The sequence below is a fragment of the Citricoccus zhacaiensis genome, assembly GCF_014645315.1.
Classification (GTDB): Bacteria; Actinomycetota; Actinomycetes; order Actinomycetales; family Micrococcaceae; genus Citricoccus; species Citricoccus zhacaiensis.
On record NZ_BMLQ01000014.1, the window covers coordinates 20,250 to 36,334 of the forward strand.

Annotated in this window: 18 protein-coding genes; 9 read left to right on the plus strand and 9 right to left on the minus strand. The window is 68.1% G+C overall.

Annotated elements, in window-relative coordinates; all coding sequences use genetic code 11:
* Nucleotides 1–45 precede the first annotated feature (45 nt).
* The 3 genes from IEX49_RS16360 to IEX49_RS16370 all read left to right on the plus strand — a co-directional run bounded on the left by IEX49_RS16360 (nt 46) and on the right by IEX49_RS16370 (nt 3,098).
* A complete protein-coding gene (locus IEX49_RS16360; protein WP_229672832.1) occupies nt 46–1,365 on the plus strand; it encodes an MFS transporter in 1,320 nt (439 codons plus the stop codon).
* The gene (locus IEX49_RS16365; protein WP_159554366.1) at nt 1,362–2,633 is read left to right on the plus strand and encodes an MFS transporter; all 1,272 of its coding nucleotides are present in this window, start codon (nt 1,362–1,364) and stop codon (nt 2,631–2,633) included. The genes IEX49_RS16360 and IEX49_RS16365 overlap by 4 nt, the downstream gene beginning before the upstream one ends.
* A 132-nt stretch (nt 2,634–2,765) precedes the next feature.
* Nucleotides 2,766–3,098 carry a DsrE family protein gene (locus tag IEX49_RS16370; RefSeq protein WP_159554364.1) on the plus strand — a complete coding sequence of 111 codons (333 nt, stop codon included), beginning with the start codon at nt 2,766–2,768 and terminating at the stop codon, nt 3,096–3,098.
* A 119-nt stretch (nt 3,099–3,217) separates the two neighbouring features.
* Here the strand turns inward: IEX49_RS16370 and IEX49_RS16375 are convergent, their stop codons facing one another.
* The 4 genes from IEX49_RS16375 to IEX49_RS16390 form a co-directional block, all read right to left on the minus strand.
* Complete coding sequence (locus IEX49_RS16375; RefSeq protein WP_229672833.1) at nt 3,218–3,709, minus strand: hypothetical protein; 492 nt, start codon at nt 3,707–3,709, stop codon at nt 3,218–3,220.
* Between the two features lie 19 nt (nt 3,710–3,728).
* On the minus strand, nt 3,729–4,490 hold the full coding sequence (locus tag IEX49_RS16380) for a cytochrome c oxidase assembly protein (RefSeq protein WP_229672834.1): 762 nt from the start codon (nt 4,488–4,490) through the stop codon (nt 3,729–3,731).
* Between the two features lie 118 nt (nt 4,491–4,608).
* Complete coding sequence (locus IEX49_RS16385) at nt 4,609–5,118, minus strand: DUF2243 domain-containing protein (RefSeq protein ID WP_159554358.1); 510 nt, start codon at nt 5,116–5,118, stop codon at nt 4,609–4,611.
* 100 nt (nt 5,119–5,218) lie between these two features.
* Nucleotides 5,219–5,680, minus strand: coding sequence for a hypothetical protein (locus tag IEX49_RS16390; RefSeq protein WP_159554356.1), 462 nt, complete (start codon nt 5,678–5,680; stop codon nt 5,219–5,221).
* A 305-nt stretch (nt 5,681–5,985) separates the two neighbouring features.
* Here IEX49_RS16390 and IEX49_RS16395 point away from each other — a divergent pair, with 305 nt between their 5' ends.
* The 3 genes from IEX49_RS16395 to IEX49_RS16405 all read left to right on the plus strand — a co-directional run bounded on the left by IEX49_RS16395 (nt 5,986) and on the right by IEX49_RS16405 (nt 8,420).
* Entirely contained in the window at nt 5,986–7,449 is a 1,464-nt protein-coding gene (locus tag IEX49_RS16395; protein ID WP_159554354.1) for an MBL fold metallo-hydrolase, read from the plus strand.
* Nucleotides 7,446–8,054, plus strand: coding sequence for a rhodanese-like domain-containing protein (locus IEX49_RS16400; RefSeq protein WP_159554352.1), 609 nt, complete (start codon nt 7,446–7,448; stop codon nt 8,052–8,054). The genes IEX49_RS16395 and IEX49_RS16400 overlap by 4 nt, the downstream gene beginning before the upstream one ends.
* A gap of 186 nt (nt 8,055–8,240) precedes the next feature.
* Nucleotides 8,241–8,420 (plus strand): DUF8730 family Cys-rich protein, encoded by a 180-nt coding sequence (locus IEX49_RS16405; protein ID WP_159554350.1) that lies wholly within the window; start codon nt 8,241–8,243, stop codon nt 8,418–8,420.
* A gap of 133 nt (nt 8,421–8,553) precedes the next feature.
* Here the strand turns inward: IEX49_RS16405 and IEX49_RS16410 are convergent, their stop codons facing one another.
* The 3 genes from IEX49_RS16410 to IEX49_RS16420 are packed head-to-tail and all read right to left on the minus strand — an operon-like array spanning nt 8,554 to nt 11,330.
* Nucleotides 8,554–9,732, minus strand: a complete 1,179-nt coding sequence (locus IEX49_RS16410) for an outer membrane protein assembly factor BamB family protein (RefSeq protein WP_159554348.1) — start codon at nt 9,730–9,732, stop codon at nt 8,554–8,556.
* Nucleotides 9,729–10,589, minus strand: coding sequence for a cytochrome c biogenesis CcdA family protein (locus IEX49_RS16415; protein ID WP_159554346.1), 861 nt, complete (start codon nt 10,587–10,589; stop codon nt 9,729–9,731). Before IEX49_RS16415 ends, IEX49_RS16410 begins: the two co-directional genes overlap by 4 nt.
* A 6-nt stretch (nt 10,590–10,595) precedes the next feature.
* Entirely contained in the window at nt 10,596–11,330 is a 735-nt protein-coding gene (locus IEX49_RS16420; RefSeq protein ID WP_159554344.1) for a DsbA family protein, read from the minus strand.
* A gap of 97 nt (nt 11,331–11,427) precedes the next feature.
* On the opposite strand from IEX49_RS16420, the gene IEX49_RS16425 reads away from it, so the two are divergent.
* Genes IEX49_RS16425 through IEX49_RS16435 form a run of 3 tightly spaced genes read left to right on the plus strand, consistent with a single transcriptional unit; the run spans nt 11,428 to nt 13,372 of the window.
* Nucleotides 11,428–12,003, plus strand: coding sequence for a hypothetical protein (locus IEX49_RS16425; protein WP_159554342.1), 576 nt, complete (start codon nt 11,428–11,430; stop codon nt 12,001–12,003).
* Nucleotides 12,000–12,395, plus strand: coding sequence for a BlaI/MecI/CopY family transcriptional regulator (locus IEX49_RS16430; protein WP_115931386.1), 396 nt, complete (start codon nt 12,000–12,002; stop codon nt 12,393–12,395). Before IEX49_RS16425 ends, IEX49_RS16430 begins: the two co-directional genes overlap by 4 nt.
* 20 nt (nt 12,396–12,415) lie before the next feature.
* Nucleotides 12,416–13,372 (plus strand): M56 family metallopeptidase, encoded by a 957-nt coding sequence (locus IEX49_RS16435; RefSeq protein WP_201301236.1) that lies wholly within the window; start codon nt 12,416–12,418, stop codon nt 13,370–13,372.
* A gap of 551 nt (nt 13,373–13,923) precedes the next feature.
* Here IEX49_RS16435 and IEX49_RS16440 read toward each other — a convergent pair.
* Both IEX49_RS16440 and IEX49_RS17155 read right to left on the minus strand, forming a co-directional pair.
* Nucleotides 13,924–15,066, minus strand: coding sequence for a calcium/sodium antiporter (locus IEX49_RS16440; RefSeq protein WP_159554338.1), 1,143 nt, complete (start codon nt 15,064–15,066; stop codon nt 13,924–13,926).
* 167 nt (nt 15,067–15,233) lie between these two features.
* Nucleotides 15,234–15,590, minus strand: a complete 357-nt coding sequence (locus IEX49_RS17155) for a 4-fold beta flower protein (protein ID WP_373286748.1) — start codon at nt 15,588–15,590, stop codon at nt 15,234–15,236.
* Nucleotides 15,591–16,085 lie beyond the last annotated feature (495 nt).

A 16,085-nucleotide genomic window follows, 5' to 3' on the forward strand; every position in this document is an offset into this window, starting at 1 on the left:
CACCGACCGGACCATCACTGCCCACGAGAGGGAGAGTACGGCTGCGTGAGGACTCCTAGCGCTACGGGGCGCCGCCCGGACCCCCGGCCCGTGCTGGGTCTGCGGCAGAACCTGGCCCAGTTCACCCTGTTGGTGGCCGTCAATGCCCTGGTCGGCGGGACGCTCGGACAAGAGCGTACGGTGCTGCCGCTACTGGCCACCGACGTGTTCGGCCTGGATCTGTACACCAGTTCGCTGACCTACATCCTGGCCTTCGGGGTGGCCAAGGCCGCCACCAACTACCTGGCCGGCACGCTCAGTGACCGCTACGGGCGCAAGCCGGTGCTGGTGGCCGGTTGGCTGATCGCCCTGCCGGTGCCGGTGCTGCTGATCTACGGGCCGTCCTGGGACTGGATCGTGGCCGCCAACGTGTTGCTGGGCATCAGCCAGGGGTTGACCTGGTCGACGACCGTGGTGATGAAGATGGACCTGGTCGGCCCGCATCGCCGCGGGGCAGCCATGGGCCTGAACGAGGCCGCCGGCTACCTCGGGGTCGCCGCCACGGCCATGGCCACCGGCTATCTGGCCGCCGAGTACGGGTTGCGTCCGGCCCCGTTCCTGCTCGGCGCGGCCTACATCGGACTCGGGCTGGGACTGTCCGTGCTCACCGTGCGTGAGACCCGGGACCACGCCCGCCTGGAGGCCGCCGGTCACCTCGGCACCCGTCCCGAAGCCCACGCGGGCCTGAGCAGCGCCCAGGTCTTCACCCTGACCAGCTTCCGCGACCGATCCCTGTCCTCGGTCAGCCAGGCGGGGATGGTCAACAATCTCAACGACGGGCTGGCCTGGGGGCTGTTCCCGGTGCTGTTCGCCGCGGCCGGGCTGTCCCTGGGCCAGATCGGAATCCTCGCCGCGGTCTATCCGGCCGTGTGGGGTGCCGGACAGTTGGCCACCGGTGCCCTGTCGGACCGGTGGGGCCGCAAGGGGTTCATCGTGGCCGGGATGCTCACCCAGGCCCTGGCCCTGGCCCTGATCGCTGCCGGCTCCGGATTCGGGGCCTGGCTGGTGGCCATGGTGCTGCTCGGGGCGGGAACGGCGATGGTCTACCCCACCCTGCTGGCCGCCATCGGCGACGTCGCCCACCCGGCCTGGCGGGCCCGGTCGGTGGGCATCTACCGGCTCTGGCGTGACGGGGGCTTCGCCGCCGGCGCCGTGATCGCCGGCCTGGTCGCCGACGCCTTCGGTATCCCCACCGCGGTCACCGTCGTCGCCGCCCTGACCGCGGCCTCCGGCACCGTGGTGGCAGTGCGCATGCGGGGCCGCGACCACACCCCCGGACTTTCCCTGCCCACCGCCACCCGCCATCTCAGGAGCCCTCACCCATGACCACCACCGTCCCGGATCTGCACGCCGTCCAATCCCGGACCGTGCGCACCCTGTCGATCGCGCAGGTCTTCTCCGGACTGGGCAACGGCTCGACCCTGGCCCTGGGCTCGATCCTGGCCGTGGACCTGGCCGGCTCCGAGGCCTGGGCCGGATCGGTGAACACCGCCCTGACCCTGGGCACCGCCGCCACCGCGATCCCGCTATCGCAATTGGCCCTGGCGCGCGGACGCCGAGCGGCCCTGACCACGGGGCTGAGTGCGGCCATCATCGGGGCCGGGCTGATGGTCGCCGCCGTCCTCACTTCCGGGTTTCCCCTGTTGCTGGGCGGAGCCTTCCTCGTCGGTCTCGGATCGGCGGTCAACCTGCAGGCCCGCTTCGCGGTCACCGATCTGGCCGTCCCGGCTCGCCGCGGCCGGGATTTGTCCCTGGTGGTCTGGGCGATCACCATCGGGGCGGTAGCCGGGCCGAACATGGTCGGCCCCGGAGCCGTCCTGGCCGGTTGGCTGGGCATCCCCGCCCAGGCCGGCCCGTTCGTGATCTCCGCGGCCGGCATGGTCCTGGGTGCGGGCATCATCGCGGTGTTTTTGCGTCCGGATCCGCTGCTGACCTCCCGGACCCTGGACGGGGGCGCCCCCGCGCGCTCGGGGCCCACCGCCAGCAGGAACCCCTGGCGGGCCGGCTGGCAGATCCTGCGTGCCCATCCCACCGCGGCCGCCGCGGTGACCGCCGTGATCGCCGCCCACGCGGTAATGGTCGCGGTGATGTCGATGACCCCGCTGCACATGCAGCACCAGGCCGGGGCCACGGCCGGGCACCTGGACACCATCGCGCTGATCGGGTTCACCATCTCCCTGCACATCGCCGGCATGTACGCCCTGTCCCCGGTGATGGGATGGCTCACCGACCGCCTCGGTCCCACCCCCACCGTGCTGACCGGCATGGGCACCCTCATCACCGCCGTCGCCCTGACCGGACTGGCGCCGGGGCACATGGGGGCGGTCACCGCCGGACTGGTCCTGCTGGGGCTGGGTTGGTCCGCAGTCACCGTGGCCGGCTCCACCCTGTTGGTGTCCTCCCTGGCCCCGGCCCAGCGGGTCCCGGCCCAGGGCTTCTCCGACGCCACCATGTCCCTGGCCGGGGCCGTCGGGGCTGCGGCCGCCGGGCCGGCCATGGGCTTGATCGGCTACCCCGGTGTCAACGCCCTGGCCGCTCTGTTGGTCATCGCCGCCACGCTGGTCCTTCTCGGCCTGAGCCGCGCCAGTCACTGAGACCCCTGCCGCCGCCTTTGCGGACGGGTCGCTGCCCCTCGAGGTCCACAGGAGGTATATCGAGACGCCTAAGGTGAGATCAGGCGGGCCCCCACCTGGCCGCAGCCTCATGCCCGTAGCGAAGGAGTGCTCATGCATCGCACCGTCGTACATCTCAACGACGCCGATCCGACGAAGATTCAAGCTGTATTGCAGAACGTCACCAACCTCTATACGGCGCTGGGCCCCGATCTGCAGGTTGAGCTGGTGGCCCACGGTCCCGGCATCGCCGTGGCCACCGAGCCGGTCGGCGAGCTGTTGCCCGGCCTGTTGGAGGCCGGCCTACAGGTGCGCGTTTGCCAGAACACTCTTACCGCCCGCGGCCTTACGCCAGATCGGATTCACCCTCAGGCCACTGTCGTGCCCTCCGGGATGGCCCATCTGGTAATCCGCCAGAGTGAGGGGTGGTCCTATCTGCATCCGTAAGCCGGGCCCGGTGATGGCGTCATCGGGTGCGGCCTTGGCCGCTGCGAGCCGGTCCTGTGCGACGGGCTGTTGCGCCGGTGTCTAGTCCTTGTTGACCGCACCGGGCTGGGCTGGGAAAACTAGTGGCTGGTGCGCCCTCGGGTGGAGGTGAGCACCGGGGCCAGGGCGCGGTCGGCGATCATGCCGGTGGCCACGGAGAACACGGCTTTGTGCAGGACGTCGACCACCTGCTCACGCACCGGCCAGGTGGTCGGCGGGGCACCGACCCCGGTGGCGTTCTCGATGGTCTGGTCGAAGCCCAGTCTCACGACGGTATGCCAGGCATTGGCATGGGCCCCGCGGATCCCGGTGACCGCCCAGATTCCGCGCAGGGCACCGAGGGTGGCGGCGGTGGAATAGTGCATCAAATGGTTCCACACCACCGGCCGGTCCGTGTCGCCGGGGTGCTGCCCGACCAGGGTCAAGAGTGCCCGGGCTGGCACGTAGGAGTTCGGTCGGTGGGTGATGGCCTGTTCGATCTTCTCACCCACCACCATCACTACCCCTCCGGCCAGGCCGGCCGCCGCACCGGTGCCAGCCGCCTGCAGGATGCCGCTGAATCGTGATGACATGCTCATTCCTCCGCTTCGTTCAGTGTTCTCTGTCTACCTGGAGATCTCGAGTGCTCTGGGGTCCGGATGGAGAGTCCGCTACGGATTTGGGTCGGGTGGCTGAGTACCACCCGGCGAAGAGCAGCACGATCAACACCACGTCGACGGCATCCCCGCCGTAGTACATCAGTTGCGCCCCTGCCTGGCCGTCCGTGACCTCGACTCCGGCCGGCGGATGGGCGTAGAGCCATTTGGCCAGGATCGGGTGAGCGGCGATGAAGGCGATCAGCACCGCTGAGCGCACGGGAACCGAGGCCCGGTGCGGGTCCGGGTCCACCCCCACCAGGGAGGCGGTGAAGAGGTAACCAGCTAGGAAGATGTGGGCGTGCACCAGCCCGTGGATCAGTGCCGAGGTATGCATCAGTTGATACAGCTCGGTGCTGTAGAGCACCCACAGCCCACCGGCATTGAGCACGGCCGCGACCATCGGGTGGGTGATGATCCGGACGTAGCGGCTGCGCAGCAGCCGAGTCAGTGACCGGGCCCGGGCCACCGGCACAGCCCGCAAGATCAGGGTGACAGGCGCGCCCAGGACCAGCAGCAACGGGGCTAGCATCCCAAGCAACAGATGCCCCAGCATGTGGGCAGTGAAACTGGTGTGAGCGGCCGCGGCGACCGGGCCGAGGAGCCTGGCCCCGGCGCAGACCAGACCGGCGTACCAGGCCACGGTCCGGCGCACCGGCCACGGGCTGCGGCCCCGGGCCGCCCACAGGCAGGCCGCATAACCAACCGCGGCTGTCACCAGGGCGAGGACGACCACAGCATCAAAGAGCGCCCACCCCCAGGCCTCGGTCCCCAGGACCGGGCCATGACCGGCGCCACTGTGCCCGCTACTGTGGTCGTGATCCCTCACAAGACACTCAGTCCGTGACGCCGGTCGGCCGGGTGCGCCAAAGGATGAGAACCCCGATCATCAACAACAACACCGCCGAGCCGATCCACGCGATGTCATAGGGCAGCAGGTCCACTCCGTAGCGGACCTGGTGGATTCGCAGCACCTTGTGATCGACTACCCCATCGAAGAGCTGAAAGAACCCGACCCCGGCAATCACTGCCCCTGTCCAACGCTTCCAGACCACCTCGGTCCGACGTCGAACGTCGGCCAGCAGAAACAGTCCCCAGATGGTGATGAACCACCCGAAGGCGTGGAAGAACCCATCTGCGGTCAACGCCACCTGCGTGGTGGACAGATCGTAGAAGTGATGCCACTGCAGGCCCAGGTGAAAGATGAACAGGTCGATCATCGACGCCGCGATCCCACATCCGAACAGGAACCCCGAGGCCACCGTGCGCCGGTCCAGGGTGGTCCCGGATCCCCGGCGCGCCTCGGGTGCTGCACCCCGGCCTGCACTCGTCTCAGCAGCAGACATCCAGACCTCCCAGCATCGCGGCCCCTGTGGCCATTGTTCCCTTACCAGTGGGCCCCTCAACAACTCCATCGCTTCTTCACTCCCCTGCGCATGGCCGCGCTCAACGCGTCGCCCCGCGCAGGGCATCCTCGGGGTTCACTTCTTTGGTGGACGCCACGAAGTCCCCGCGGAGGGCTTTGAGGGCATACTTTTCCAGCTCGATCTCCTTACGGGTGCGTACCCTCAGGCGGCGGAAAAGGAACACAGGCGGGCACCACCCCTGGATGGCATGCTGGAAAAGGAACGGTAAGACAACACCAGGCAGCAGCAGCCACTTCCGGCTGACGGTAGCGCCGAGCACGGTGCCCACGAAGGCCAGGGACGAGGCATTGAGCTCCAGCACTCGCTCGATGTCCCATTCGCGTTCCAGTTCGTCGATGCGCACGGAGATTTCCCCGGCGGACGCCTCGGCGTAGGACTCCACGCGCTGCTTGATCTTCCGGTCCAGGCCGACCTGGGTGCCCTCCGGAGTGACTGCGCGCACCGGGTCGGACATCTCAAGGGGCGTGTGCTGATCCGCCATGGCCGTCCTTTCACTCGATCATCGCCCTTCGCTTGGGTAGGACTTGACGGAGATCGCAATTACGGGGTCGGGACAGCTTCAGCACCGCTACCGCCTCGTACCGTCAGGTATCGGCCACCCTACCCACCGGCTCCTCCCGGGTGAACTCCCGGTCACCAGCAAATCCCTGGCGAACGGGGCACGCCCGCTAAGACGCGCGTTCGACCGCACGCCCCCACTTGCATACCCAGGGGGGTATACAATACGGTAGGGGGTATCCGGAACGCCGGAACCCGAACTTTCGCTCCCGACCCGCAGGAGGAATCATGCTTCTCGAGCGCATCTACGACGAGGACCTGGCCCAGGCCAGCTACCTGATCGGCTGCCAGGCCACCGGCGAGGCCCTCGTCGTCGACCCCCGCCGCGACATCCGGCAGTACCTGGAGCTGGCCGCCCACCACGGCATGCGGATTACCGTCGTGGCCGAGACCCACATCCACGCCGACTTCCTCTCCGGCACCCGCGAACTCGCCGCGGCCACCGGCGCCACCCTCTACGTTTCCGGCGAGGGCGGGGAGGACTGGGCATATGGCTTTGACGCCGAGCTGCTGCGTGAGGGCGACACCATCGCTCTGGGCAACATCACCGTCAGCGCCCGCCACACCCCCGGCCACACCCCCGAGCACCTGTCTTACCTGGTCACCGATGGGGCCTTCACCGACGAGCCCGGCTACTACCTGACCGGGGACTTCGTGTTCTCCGGTGACGTGGGTCGCCCGGATCTGCTGGACGAGGCCGCCGGGGCCCAGGACACCCGCTTCGCCGGGGCCAAGGACCTGTTCGCCTCCCTGAAGGAGGCCTTCCTGACCCTGCCGGACCACGTGCAGGTCTACCCCGGCCACGGGGCTGGCTCGGCGTGCGGCAAGGCCCTGGGCGCCCTGCCGTCCACCACGGTGGGCTATGAGCGCAAGTTCGCCTGGTGGGCCACCTACCTGGCCAACAACGACGAGCAGGGCTTCATCGACGAACTGCTCGAGGGCCAGCCGGACGCGCATGCCTACTTCGCCCGGATGAAGCGGCAGAACAAGGTCGGCCCGGCCCTGCTCGGTGAGCGCTCGGCCCCGCGCTCCTTCACCGCCGACGAACTGGCCCGAGGCCTGTCCGATGGCACCTTGGCCCTCGTGGATACCCGCCCGGTGGATCAAGTGCACGCCGGCACCGTGCCCGGAGCCTTGAGCGTCCCGTCGCTGGGTAAGGCCGCCACCCACATCGGTTGGGCGTACGACCCGGAGGCCGATGACGCCGGCCTGGTCGTGCTGGCCGAGGATGCGCAGGCCGCCGCCGAGTACGGCGACCACTTCGTGCGCGTGGGCGTGGATGGTCTGGTCGGCTACACCCCGACCCTGGAAGGCCTGCCGGCATCCATCCCGCAGACCGTCGCCCCGGCCGAACTGGACGCCTTCCTGGCTGAGCATGACTCCGCCGTGCTGGTGGACGTGCGCAACCGCACCGAGCACTCCGAGGGCCATGTTCCCGGCTCCCGACAGCTCAACGCCGGCAAGGTGCTCTTCTACCAGGACGAGCTGCCCGCGAAGGACGCTGGCCCGTTGGTGACCTACTGCCAGTCCGGGGTGCGCAACGCCGTGGCCGCCGCCGCCCTGCGCCGGACCGGTTACGACGTCGTCGAGCTTGAGGGCAGCTACGCCGCCTGGTCCGCCTGGAACACCGGACAGGACACCGCCCAGAACACCACCACAGTGCAGAACGAAACCTCAGGAGCCGCCCGATGACAGTAACCGCCACCGCACCTAAGACCCGTTCGGTCACCCCGGACGAGCTGCGCCAAAGACTGAACCAGGACCAGGACCTGATGGTCGTCGACGTTCGCACCCCGGGCGAGTTCGAGACCGTGCACATCCGCGGCTCCTACAACGTGCCGCTGGACCTGCTCACCGAGCACACCGATGACCTCGCAGAGCGTCTGGCCGGACACGTCGTGCTGGTGTGCCAGTCCGGCACCCGCGCCGGCCAGGCCCGGCAGAAGCTGCAGGCCGTCGGTTTCGAATCCGCAGAGGTGCTCGAGGGCGGTGTCGCCGCCTACGAGGCGGCCGGCGGAGACGACGTCGTGCGCCGGGGCAACCGGTGGGCCATGGACCGCCAGGTCCGCCTGACTGCCGGCACCCTGGTGCTGGCCGGCACCCTGGCCGGCCAGCTGGTGCACCGCCGCCTGGGCCTGGTGGCAGGGGCGATCGGCGCCGGCCTGGCCTACTCCGCCGCCTCTGACTCCTGCGCGATGGCCTCGATACTGTCCCGCATGCCGTGGAACCGCGTCGAGGCGGTTCCATCCCTGACCTCCTTCTTCGACCAGGTCCCCACCGCCCTGCAAGCCCGCTGAGCCGAGGTCCGGAAGGTTCTACCCATCCCTTCCAGACCCTCACCCCTAGACCCCCGACCGCGGGGGCACGCCCCCCTTCATCGCCCCCGCGGCCGGGCCCACCGTCTTCATCTGGGTCACCGATCCTCCCCGCCCGACCCCGTGCCTTCCGCCGGGCAGGAGCGCCCGCTTCGAAAGGAACCGACCATGTGCCGATCCGTCACCTGCCGCGTCTGCGGCAAGACCACCTGGGCCGGCTGCGGCCAGCACATCGACCAGGTCAGGCGCACCGTCCCGGCCGGGAACTGGTGCCCTGGCCACGACCGCACCGAAGCGCCGACCAGCACCCGGCGCCCCGGCCTCCTGGCCCGCCTGTTCGGGCGCTGACGCCCCCCAGCACCCATGCCGCCCGCGGCTGAGGCCCTACCGGCTGTGTCCGGTAGGGCCTCAGTCGCCGAAGAACCCGTGGTGTACCCGGTGAAAAGATGCCTATCGGCGGGCAGGGTGCCCCCGGTCACTTTCAACCAGAGGCGCCCGGTTCAGGGACGAGGGTGACGATGAGGTGACGTGACCCCTTGCCCACAAACAGCGCGGCCCCCTCTGCGGTGAGGTGCGCCGGGACGAGGATGGTGCCGGTCCCGGTGGGGTCGTAGGCGTCGGCGACCTCGCCGGTGATGACGTTGTGCACCCGGACTGCTTCGTCGTCCCGCAGGTAAACCAGGGCCCCGCCAAGCGCGGCGAGACGAGTGTCGCTGGCGACGGTGAATGACCACAATTGCTGACCGTCCCGGGTCGCATGCAGGCCGGCCTCGTCCAGAATGACGACGGCGCCCGTACCAGGGTCCGCGGCGGCGTCGCGGGCCGTGTCGCTGAGGATGGCGCCGTTGCGCAGATCAATGAGCAAACCCCGGGAGTGCTCGGTCTCCAGCAGGACCAGCCCGTTCGCGGCGGCTGCAGTCCCGGAGGAGTCCACGGCGGCGATGACCTCACCGTGCTCGGCCAACGGGATGCTCCAGAGTTCTTGGTCATCGGCGATGTCCAGTGCGGTGAGGGTGTGGTCTCCGCTGACGAGCACCGTCCCGTGGTATTCGCCGACGACCCGGTCGGAGGAGTCGGATATCGAGGGCACGGCGCGGCCGGTGGTTGAATCCAGGACCGTGCGCGACCTCACCCTCGCCGCCGGATCCTCGGATGGTCGAGCGAAGACGAGGCCGGGCCCCACCTGGGGACCGGGAACCTCCACGGGACCCCACACGTGTTCCCCGGTAGCCAACACGTAGGCCGTCGCGGTGACCGTGTCGGGCTCGGTGCCGGATCCCTGGTGGGCGTCCGTGAGCACGGCCAGTGAACGCCCGTCGGCGTCGGCGGTGAGCGCGAACCCGGTGTCCTCAGCGGGGCGCTCGGCCACCCACCGCACTTGACCGTGGACATCGACAGCGGAGAACCGCCACAGAGCCTCCTGTTCTGCGACCCCCACGAAGATGCCGTCAGCGTATTGCGGGGCGCTGGTCCACCCGGGGTCCACCACCCTCAACCCCGTGAAGGGTGTGGGCAGCCGCAGGGCACGGGTATCCACCGCGGGCAGCGGCTCCTCGGCCGGATGCGGGTCCCGCACCGGCTCCGGTAGCCCACCAGCGCACCCGGTCAAGGCCAGAACCACGGCCATGATGAGAGCCAGGGCCCGGAGGCCACGGATCATGATCCGCCCACTGGGCGGGTGCCTGCCGTGGAGCGGTCGCGCCGTCGTCGCCGCGCCCACACGATGAGCACCGCGCAGACCAGGACCAGGATGGCAAGGATGTCCACGACCGGATTGGCCAGGACCGCCGACCCCTCCTGCAACCAGGCCTGGGCCTCCAAAGGCAGCAACTCCGGGGCGGTGACCAGGCCGTTGGTGGTCCAGAAGACGACGCCCACTCCGATGAGGATGAACCCGGTGAGCATGGAGGTGCTGTGCAGTTCGCGGCCGAAGACCGTGAAGGCCCGGCCACGCAGCACCCGCCGGCCCCGGGCCCCCAAGCGGCCCCAGAGTGCGGCGATCAGCAGCAACGGGGCGACCATACCGGCCCCGTAGACGGCCAGCAGTGTCCCGGCGGAGACCATGTCACCTCGGGCGGCGGCCAGAGTGAGCACGGCGCCAAGGATCGGGCCGGCGCAGAAGCCAGCAACCCCGCTGGCGGCGCCCAGCAGCAGCGTCTTGGCCCATCCGGTGGCCGTGGTCGCCCGCTCTTGCAGATGGGCCGCGCCGGGCAACAGCCGGGCCGGGTCGAACCCGAACCCGAGCAACTGCACTACGCCCAGCACCACCAGCAGCACCGAGGCACTGAGCACGATCACCTCGCGGTGCGTGGCGAAAAGAGTCCCAATGGCCCCCGCGCCCACGCCCAGGGGCACCAGCACGAGCAACAATCCGACGTAGAAGACCGCCCCATGGGCGAGCAACCGGGGCCCGGCCCCGACGGTGGAGGCGAAGAACGCGGGCATCAACAGGGCCGCGCACGGGCTGAGCAGGGCCAGGACCCCGCCCAGGAAGGCGCTGAGCAATCCAATATCCATACGGACTCACTCCGATCCGGTCAGGGCCTGGTCGAAGGCGTCCTGGAACACCTGCGAGGGCTGGGCGCCGACGATGGGTTGGCCTCCCAGCACAAACGTCGGGGTCGAGTAGGCGCCCAGCCCCAGCCCCAGCTGTTCATTGGTGGCGATCTGCTCGGCCGTCTGAGCCGAGTCCATGTCCTCGGCGAACTGGTCGGGATCCAACCCGAGTTCCTCGGCCAGGGCGGTCAGCGCCTCCTCGCTCAGCTGCCCCTCGGACCGCTTCTGCCCGTCCTGGAACAGGGCGTCGTGGTACTCCCAGAACGCCCCCTGCAGTGCGGCCGCATAGGAGGCGCGGGCGGCCCGCTCCGAGGCCGGACCAAACACATTGACGTCCCGCCATTCGATGCGCAGGTCACCGGCCTGAACGTGCTCCATCATCAGCGGAAGGGTCTCCTCGCTCCAGCGCGCACAGAACGGGCACTGGTAGTCAGAGAAGACCACGAGCGTCACCGGCGCTTCCACCGGGCCGGCTGCGAGCAGGTCGTCGGGGTCGTGGCGTTCGGCCTCGGATAGATCCGGCGGTCCCTCGACCTGTGTCGGCGCCGACTCCACCGGTGTCGATGGTGCAGCAGCGCCGTCGGAGCCTGAACCGCCCAGGGCGGACATCATCACTGTCCCGACCAGGAGGACCGCGACGGCCACCAGGACGGCGGGCACCATCCAGGCTCTCTTCTTCGTTGAACCGTTCTGTGCGTTCATGCCTCGGGGCCCTTTCCTCGCTGACGCTTTGATGCCACGATCGACTATCTTACATAGTCGACTATGATTCATAGTCATCCTCGGGCAGGATGGAGCCATGAGGACTGCACCGCGCCAACCGACATTCGCGACCCGGTCCATCACCGAGGCCGTTCAGGCGCTCCGATCATGGACGGGGCGCCAGGTGCTGGTCGCGACAGCAGCGGCACTGGTGTTCGGCCTGGTGCTGGGGCTGGCGACGGTATTGATCCCCAACACGTTCTTCACCCGCGAGATCCCCCCGGTGTGGTGGAACTACCCGGTATGGGTCCTCACCTCCGTACTGTCCGGGATGCTCGTGGCCACCTACGTGCGCGGGCGCGTCGACACCGCCGGCGCGGCCGCCCCGACGAGCCGCGTTAGGGTGGAGGACGGCAGTGATGCTGCGGAACAGCGCACGAGCCGGCTCGGTGTCGCCGGGGGCCTGCTGGCATGGTTCGCCGTGGGATGCCCGGTGTGCAACAAGCTTGCCCTGCTAGCGCTGGGCTACTCCGGGGCCATCACCTGGTTCGCCCCCATCCAGCCGTACCTCGCCCTCGGCGCCCTGCTGCTGACCGGCATCGCCCTGCTGGGCCGACTCCGCGGACAGTTCGCCTGCCCAGTCCCTACCCCGAGGATGGAGACCGCCCGATGACCACGCCTGGACTCGCAGCAGAACCACCCCGCCTGGGTGCCCTGGAAGCACAAGTGATGGACGCGCTCTGGGATCACGGTCCCGGCACCATCAGGGACATCATCAACCGGCTGTCTCACGACCCGGCCTACACCACGATCGCCACCGTGCTCCGCAACCTCGACGGCAAGAAGCTGGTCACCGCCCTGCGGCAGGGCCACTCCACGCGCTACGAGGCGAGGATCCCCAGGGAGGAGCATGTCGCCTCCGTGATGAGGCACGCCCTGGAATCCAGCCGCGACCGTACCGCGTCCATGCTGCACTTCATCGACACGATCCCTCCCACCGACCTCGACCTGCTGCGCAACTACCTGCGTGCGCGCACGGATGGAGCGGACGGAGGGGGGCGGTGATCGCGGAGAGTCTCACCGTAATGCTGGTCCTCGCACTGACCGTCTCGGCGCTGGCCGGCCCGTGGGTGCTCAGACGGGCTGCTCCCGCACTGGTCCGCGCACCCCGGACCTCCGCGGCGCTACTCACCGGCAGCGTTGTCAGCTGGGTCATCACCGCCCTCGCCCTCGGGCCACTGCTGGCGTGGATCACCTCCGGCCCGGTGCTCTTACCCGGCAGCGCCGCCGACGTCTGCCAGCGCTGCCTCGCCGCCGCCAACCCGTTCCCCACCGCAACCATCGACACCGGGATTCCCGCTGCGGTGTTGCTGGCCCTGTCTGCACTGGGTGCTGCCGGCCTTGCCATCATGGTCGGCGCCGAGGCCCACCGGCAACGCCGGGCGACCACGCGCACCGCGCACCGGCTGCGAGTCTGGGCCGAGCCCCGACAGATCCTCGGTCACAGCGTGCTCATCATCGACGACTCCCGACCGTTCGCCCTGACACTCCCGCGGCGCCACGGCGGAATCTTCATCTCCAAGGGGGCGTTACGAGCCCTGACCCGCGATGAACTCGCCGCAGTCCTGGCCCACGAACATGCCCACCTGTATCAGCGCCACCACCTGATCACCACCACCGTGGCCAGCATCTGCCGGCCCCTGCGCTGGCTGCCAATAATGGCCGCCGTCGAGGACGCGCTCGGGCACTACCTCGAGATCGCCGCCGACGACGCCGCCCGCCGCCGCGTCGGAACCCCCGCCCTGGCCAGCGCCCTGCTCACCCTCGGCGAGCACGCCCACCACGCTGGGCATGAGGCACCCCTCGACGGAGCCTTGCACGCCCTCGGTCCCGACCGGATCCGCCATCTCGTGCAACCGCACACCGGACCGGCCGGATTGCTCGCCGCGCTCACGACCACCTCCTACCTGGCCACGCTCGTCCTACTGGCCACGATCGTGTACCTGCCCTACCTCGGTGCCGCCCTGTCCGGATGCGCCTGACCAACTCCAGCGAAAGGCAATCAACAAGCCTGTGAATTTCGGGGATAAATGGCGGTCATCTGTGGTGGCGGCTCCGACCATGGGCTCAGGCATGTCCGCTGGATGATCGTCTTTCGGGACGCTCAGGGCGACCTGACGGATCGGCCGGCACATCGGGCCCATGGCTCAGCAGCCTTGCTCGCGTGGAGGAAAGCCACCTGCGTGCTGTAGCCGAGGACCTCGGCAACGAGCGAGGGCGGGCATTCGAGGACGAGCTCACCGATGGCTCGGTGGCGGGCGCTGAGGGGTTGACGCCCAGGTCGCGCAGCCGCTCTATGACGGTGTTGGGGTGCAGGTGATGGCCGGCCAGTGTGCTGGGGAGGCTTGCAGAGTTGATTCCTCTGATCCAATACTCAGGCCACCTCGTGACGTCATCTGAATTACAGGCCGGGTGTCCATGCAGGTGGCCACTAGACACTGGGTCTGGCACTGATCGGGGGGGGCGACTATCTGGTGCCTGGGGGGGCGCGCGGTATTGACAGGCCCGGGTTGATCTAGTCAGCGGCTCGTGGTCAGGACGGACGGGGGGTTGTGCCGCTGCTTTGTCGGCCCTTACGCAGCCCGATTTCGTATGCGGTGAAGGCGATCAGCGTCACTGTGATCAATGGGAGGACAAACCATGCCATCACGGCGGTAAATCCTTCCAGTGCGTCGTGTGCGGTGGCAGCCAGGATGAGATACCCGAGGTAAACCAGATACAGGGCTACGAACAGGGCGCCTTCCCATCGCGCCACCGTGAAGCCGGTGAAGGCTACGGGCAGCAAGGCGATCGCGGCCGCCAACATTACCGGGATATCGAAGGCCAGGGCGGCGCTGGATACGGGAATGCCCTCGAGGGAGATCATGGCTGGCAACCCGAGCACGACTCCGATGTTGAAGATGTTGCTGCCGACCACGTTGCCAATCGCCAAGTCACGTTCGCCACGGCGCACGGCGATGAGGGAAGTCGCCAGCTCAGGCAGAGATGTGCCGATGGCCACGACGGTTAAACCGACCACTAGGCTGCTCACCCCGAGCGTGGTGGCGGTGTTCACCGCGCCCTCGACGAGGAGCGTGGCCCCGGTTACCAGGAGAGCAACTCCGAACACCACGAGCAGAATCGACTTTCCGCTCGAGGCCACAGGCAGTTTCTGGGCCTGGGCGGAGGTGCCGATACCCGGGGAACCCTCAGCCAGCTGCATAACAGGGGCCTTGGACTGTGTCCTTCTGCGGCCGATGGTGACGGTCAGCACGGTGTGAGCGACCACGGCACCGAACAGGATTAGCCCGTCTACCGCGCTGATCACCCCGTCGAGGCAGACCAGCAGCAGCGCCGCGGACAGAGAAAGCATCAGGGGGAGATCAAAGCGCACCAACCGTTGTGTCGCGGCCAGCGGCAGAACTAGAGCGGAGAGGCCGAGAATGAGCAAGACGTTAGCAATGTTGCTGCCGACCACATTGCCCACCGCCAGTCCGGGTTCGTCGCGCAGGACCGCACCGATACTCACCGAAAGCTCGGGCGCCGACGTGGCCGCCGAGACCACGGTGAGCCCGACCACCAGGGAGGAAACCCCCGCTCGACGAGCCAGGGCGGAGGCCCCTCGCACCAGTACCTCCCCGCCCAGCACCAGCAGCACCAACCCGACAATGATCCGCCCCAGGTCTAGAAGGTCCATAAGTAGGAGTCTACGGATCACAACCCGAATCGCGATGATCACTCCATCGACCCGGTTGAGCACCCGCATGAGGATCCCCTTGCGGCGCAGCATCGTCGTCACCTGGCCGACCAGTGAAGACCGCTTCTGACATCAGTGCCGCCGACTTCTGAATCTGACAGGAGTCTCTACCGACGTAAGTATTGAGCAAACGACAGGTCGGACCAGGCAAAAGCTCGGGCAGCACGGGTACGGCGTGCGGAGCGAGCCGGACGGGCGGGTCGCGCAGCCCGCGCCGGTCTGGCCGGACGAGCATGCCGGGCCGGTTTGGCGGGGCCGCCTTGCGCTCCCGCAACAAAGGCAACTACGGTGCCGCGGTCGTCTCGGAAATTACCGTTGTTGAAGTAGCCCGCATGCTGCCCGCTTAGCCCGTAAACGGCGTCGCCGTAAAGCCATCCGACCACTTGGCCGCTCAGGTCTCGGACAATCTCCTCATCCTCGAGCCAGCCCACCACATCACCCTGCGATCCATAGATTGCGTCCATATACGCAGACTAGGCTTCCCGACGGACAGGTTACGGCAGGGTTGTTAGCTCTTGGAGCCTGCCACGTCTTGCAGGGGCATTCCACTTTCCGCCAGATACCGCCAGATACCGCCAGTTCGCATGACCGGTCGCGATGTGAGCAACAGCGTGCCTGCCTCTCATGTCCAAAAACGACCGATTTGGCTCCGACGGGTTCTGGCACCGTTCTCAGGTTCGCAACCGTCGCCGAAACTCATGTGCGAAACCAAATAGACGAACGACAGCCTTCTAACGGGATGTGATCAACAGTGCCGCATCCGAGGTCACTAATGCTGCACTCAAACAAGTCATTTCGACTGCTTCTACTCGAACTCTTTGAACGCCGATAAGCATCGTTACGTAAAGTAGACCATGGCATGTTGGCGATTTCTGCGAATCCGCCGGTTGGGACGACTCCCCCATGACGGAGCGCTGGAGATCGGTTTCTGAGCGGGCCGCGGAGCACTTGCAGTACAC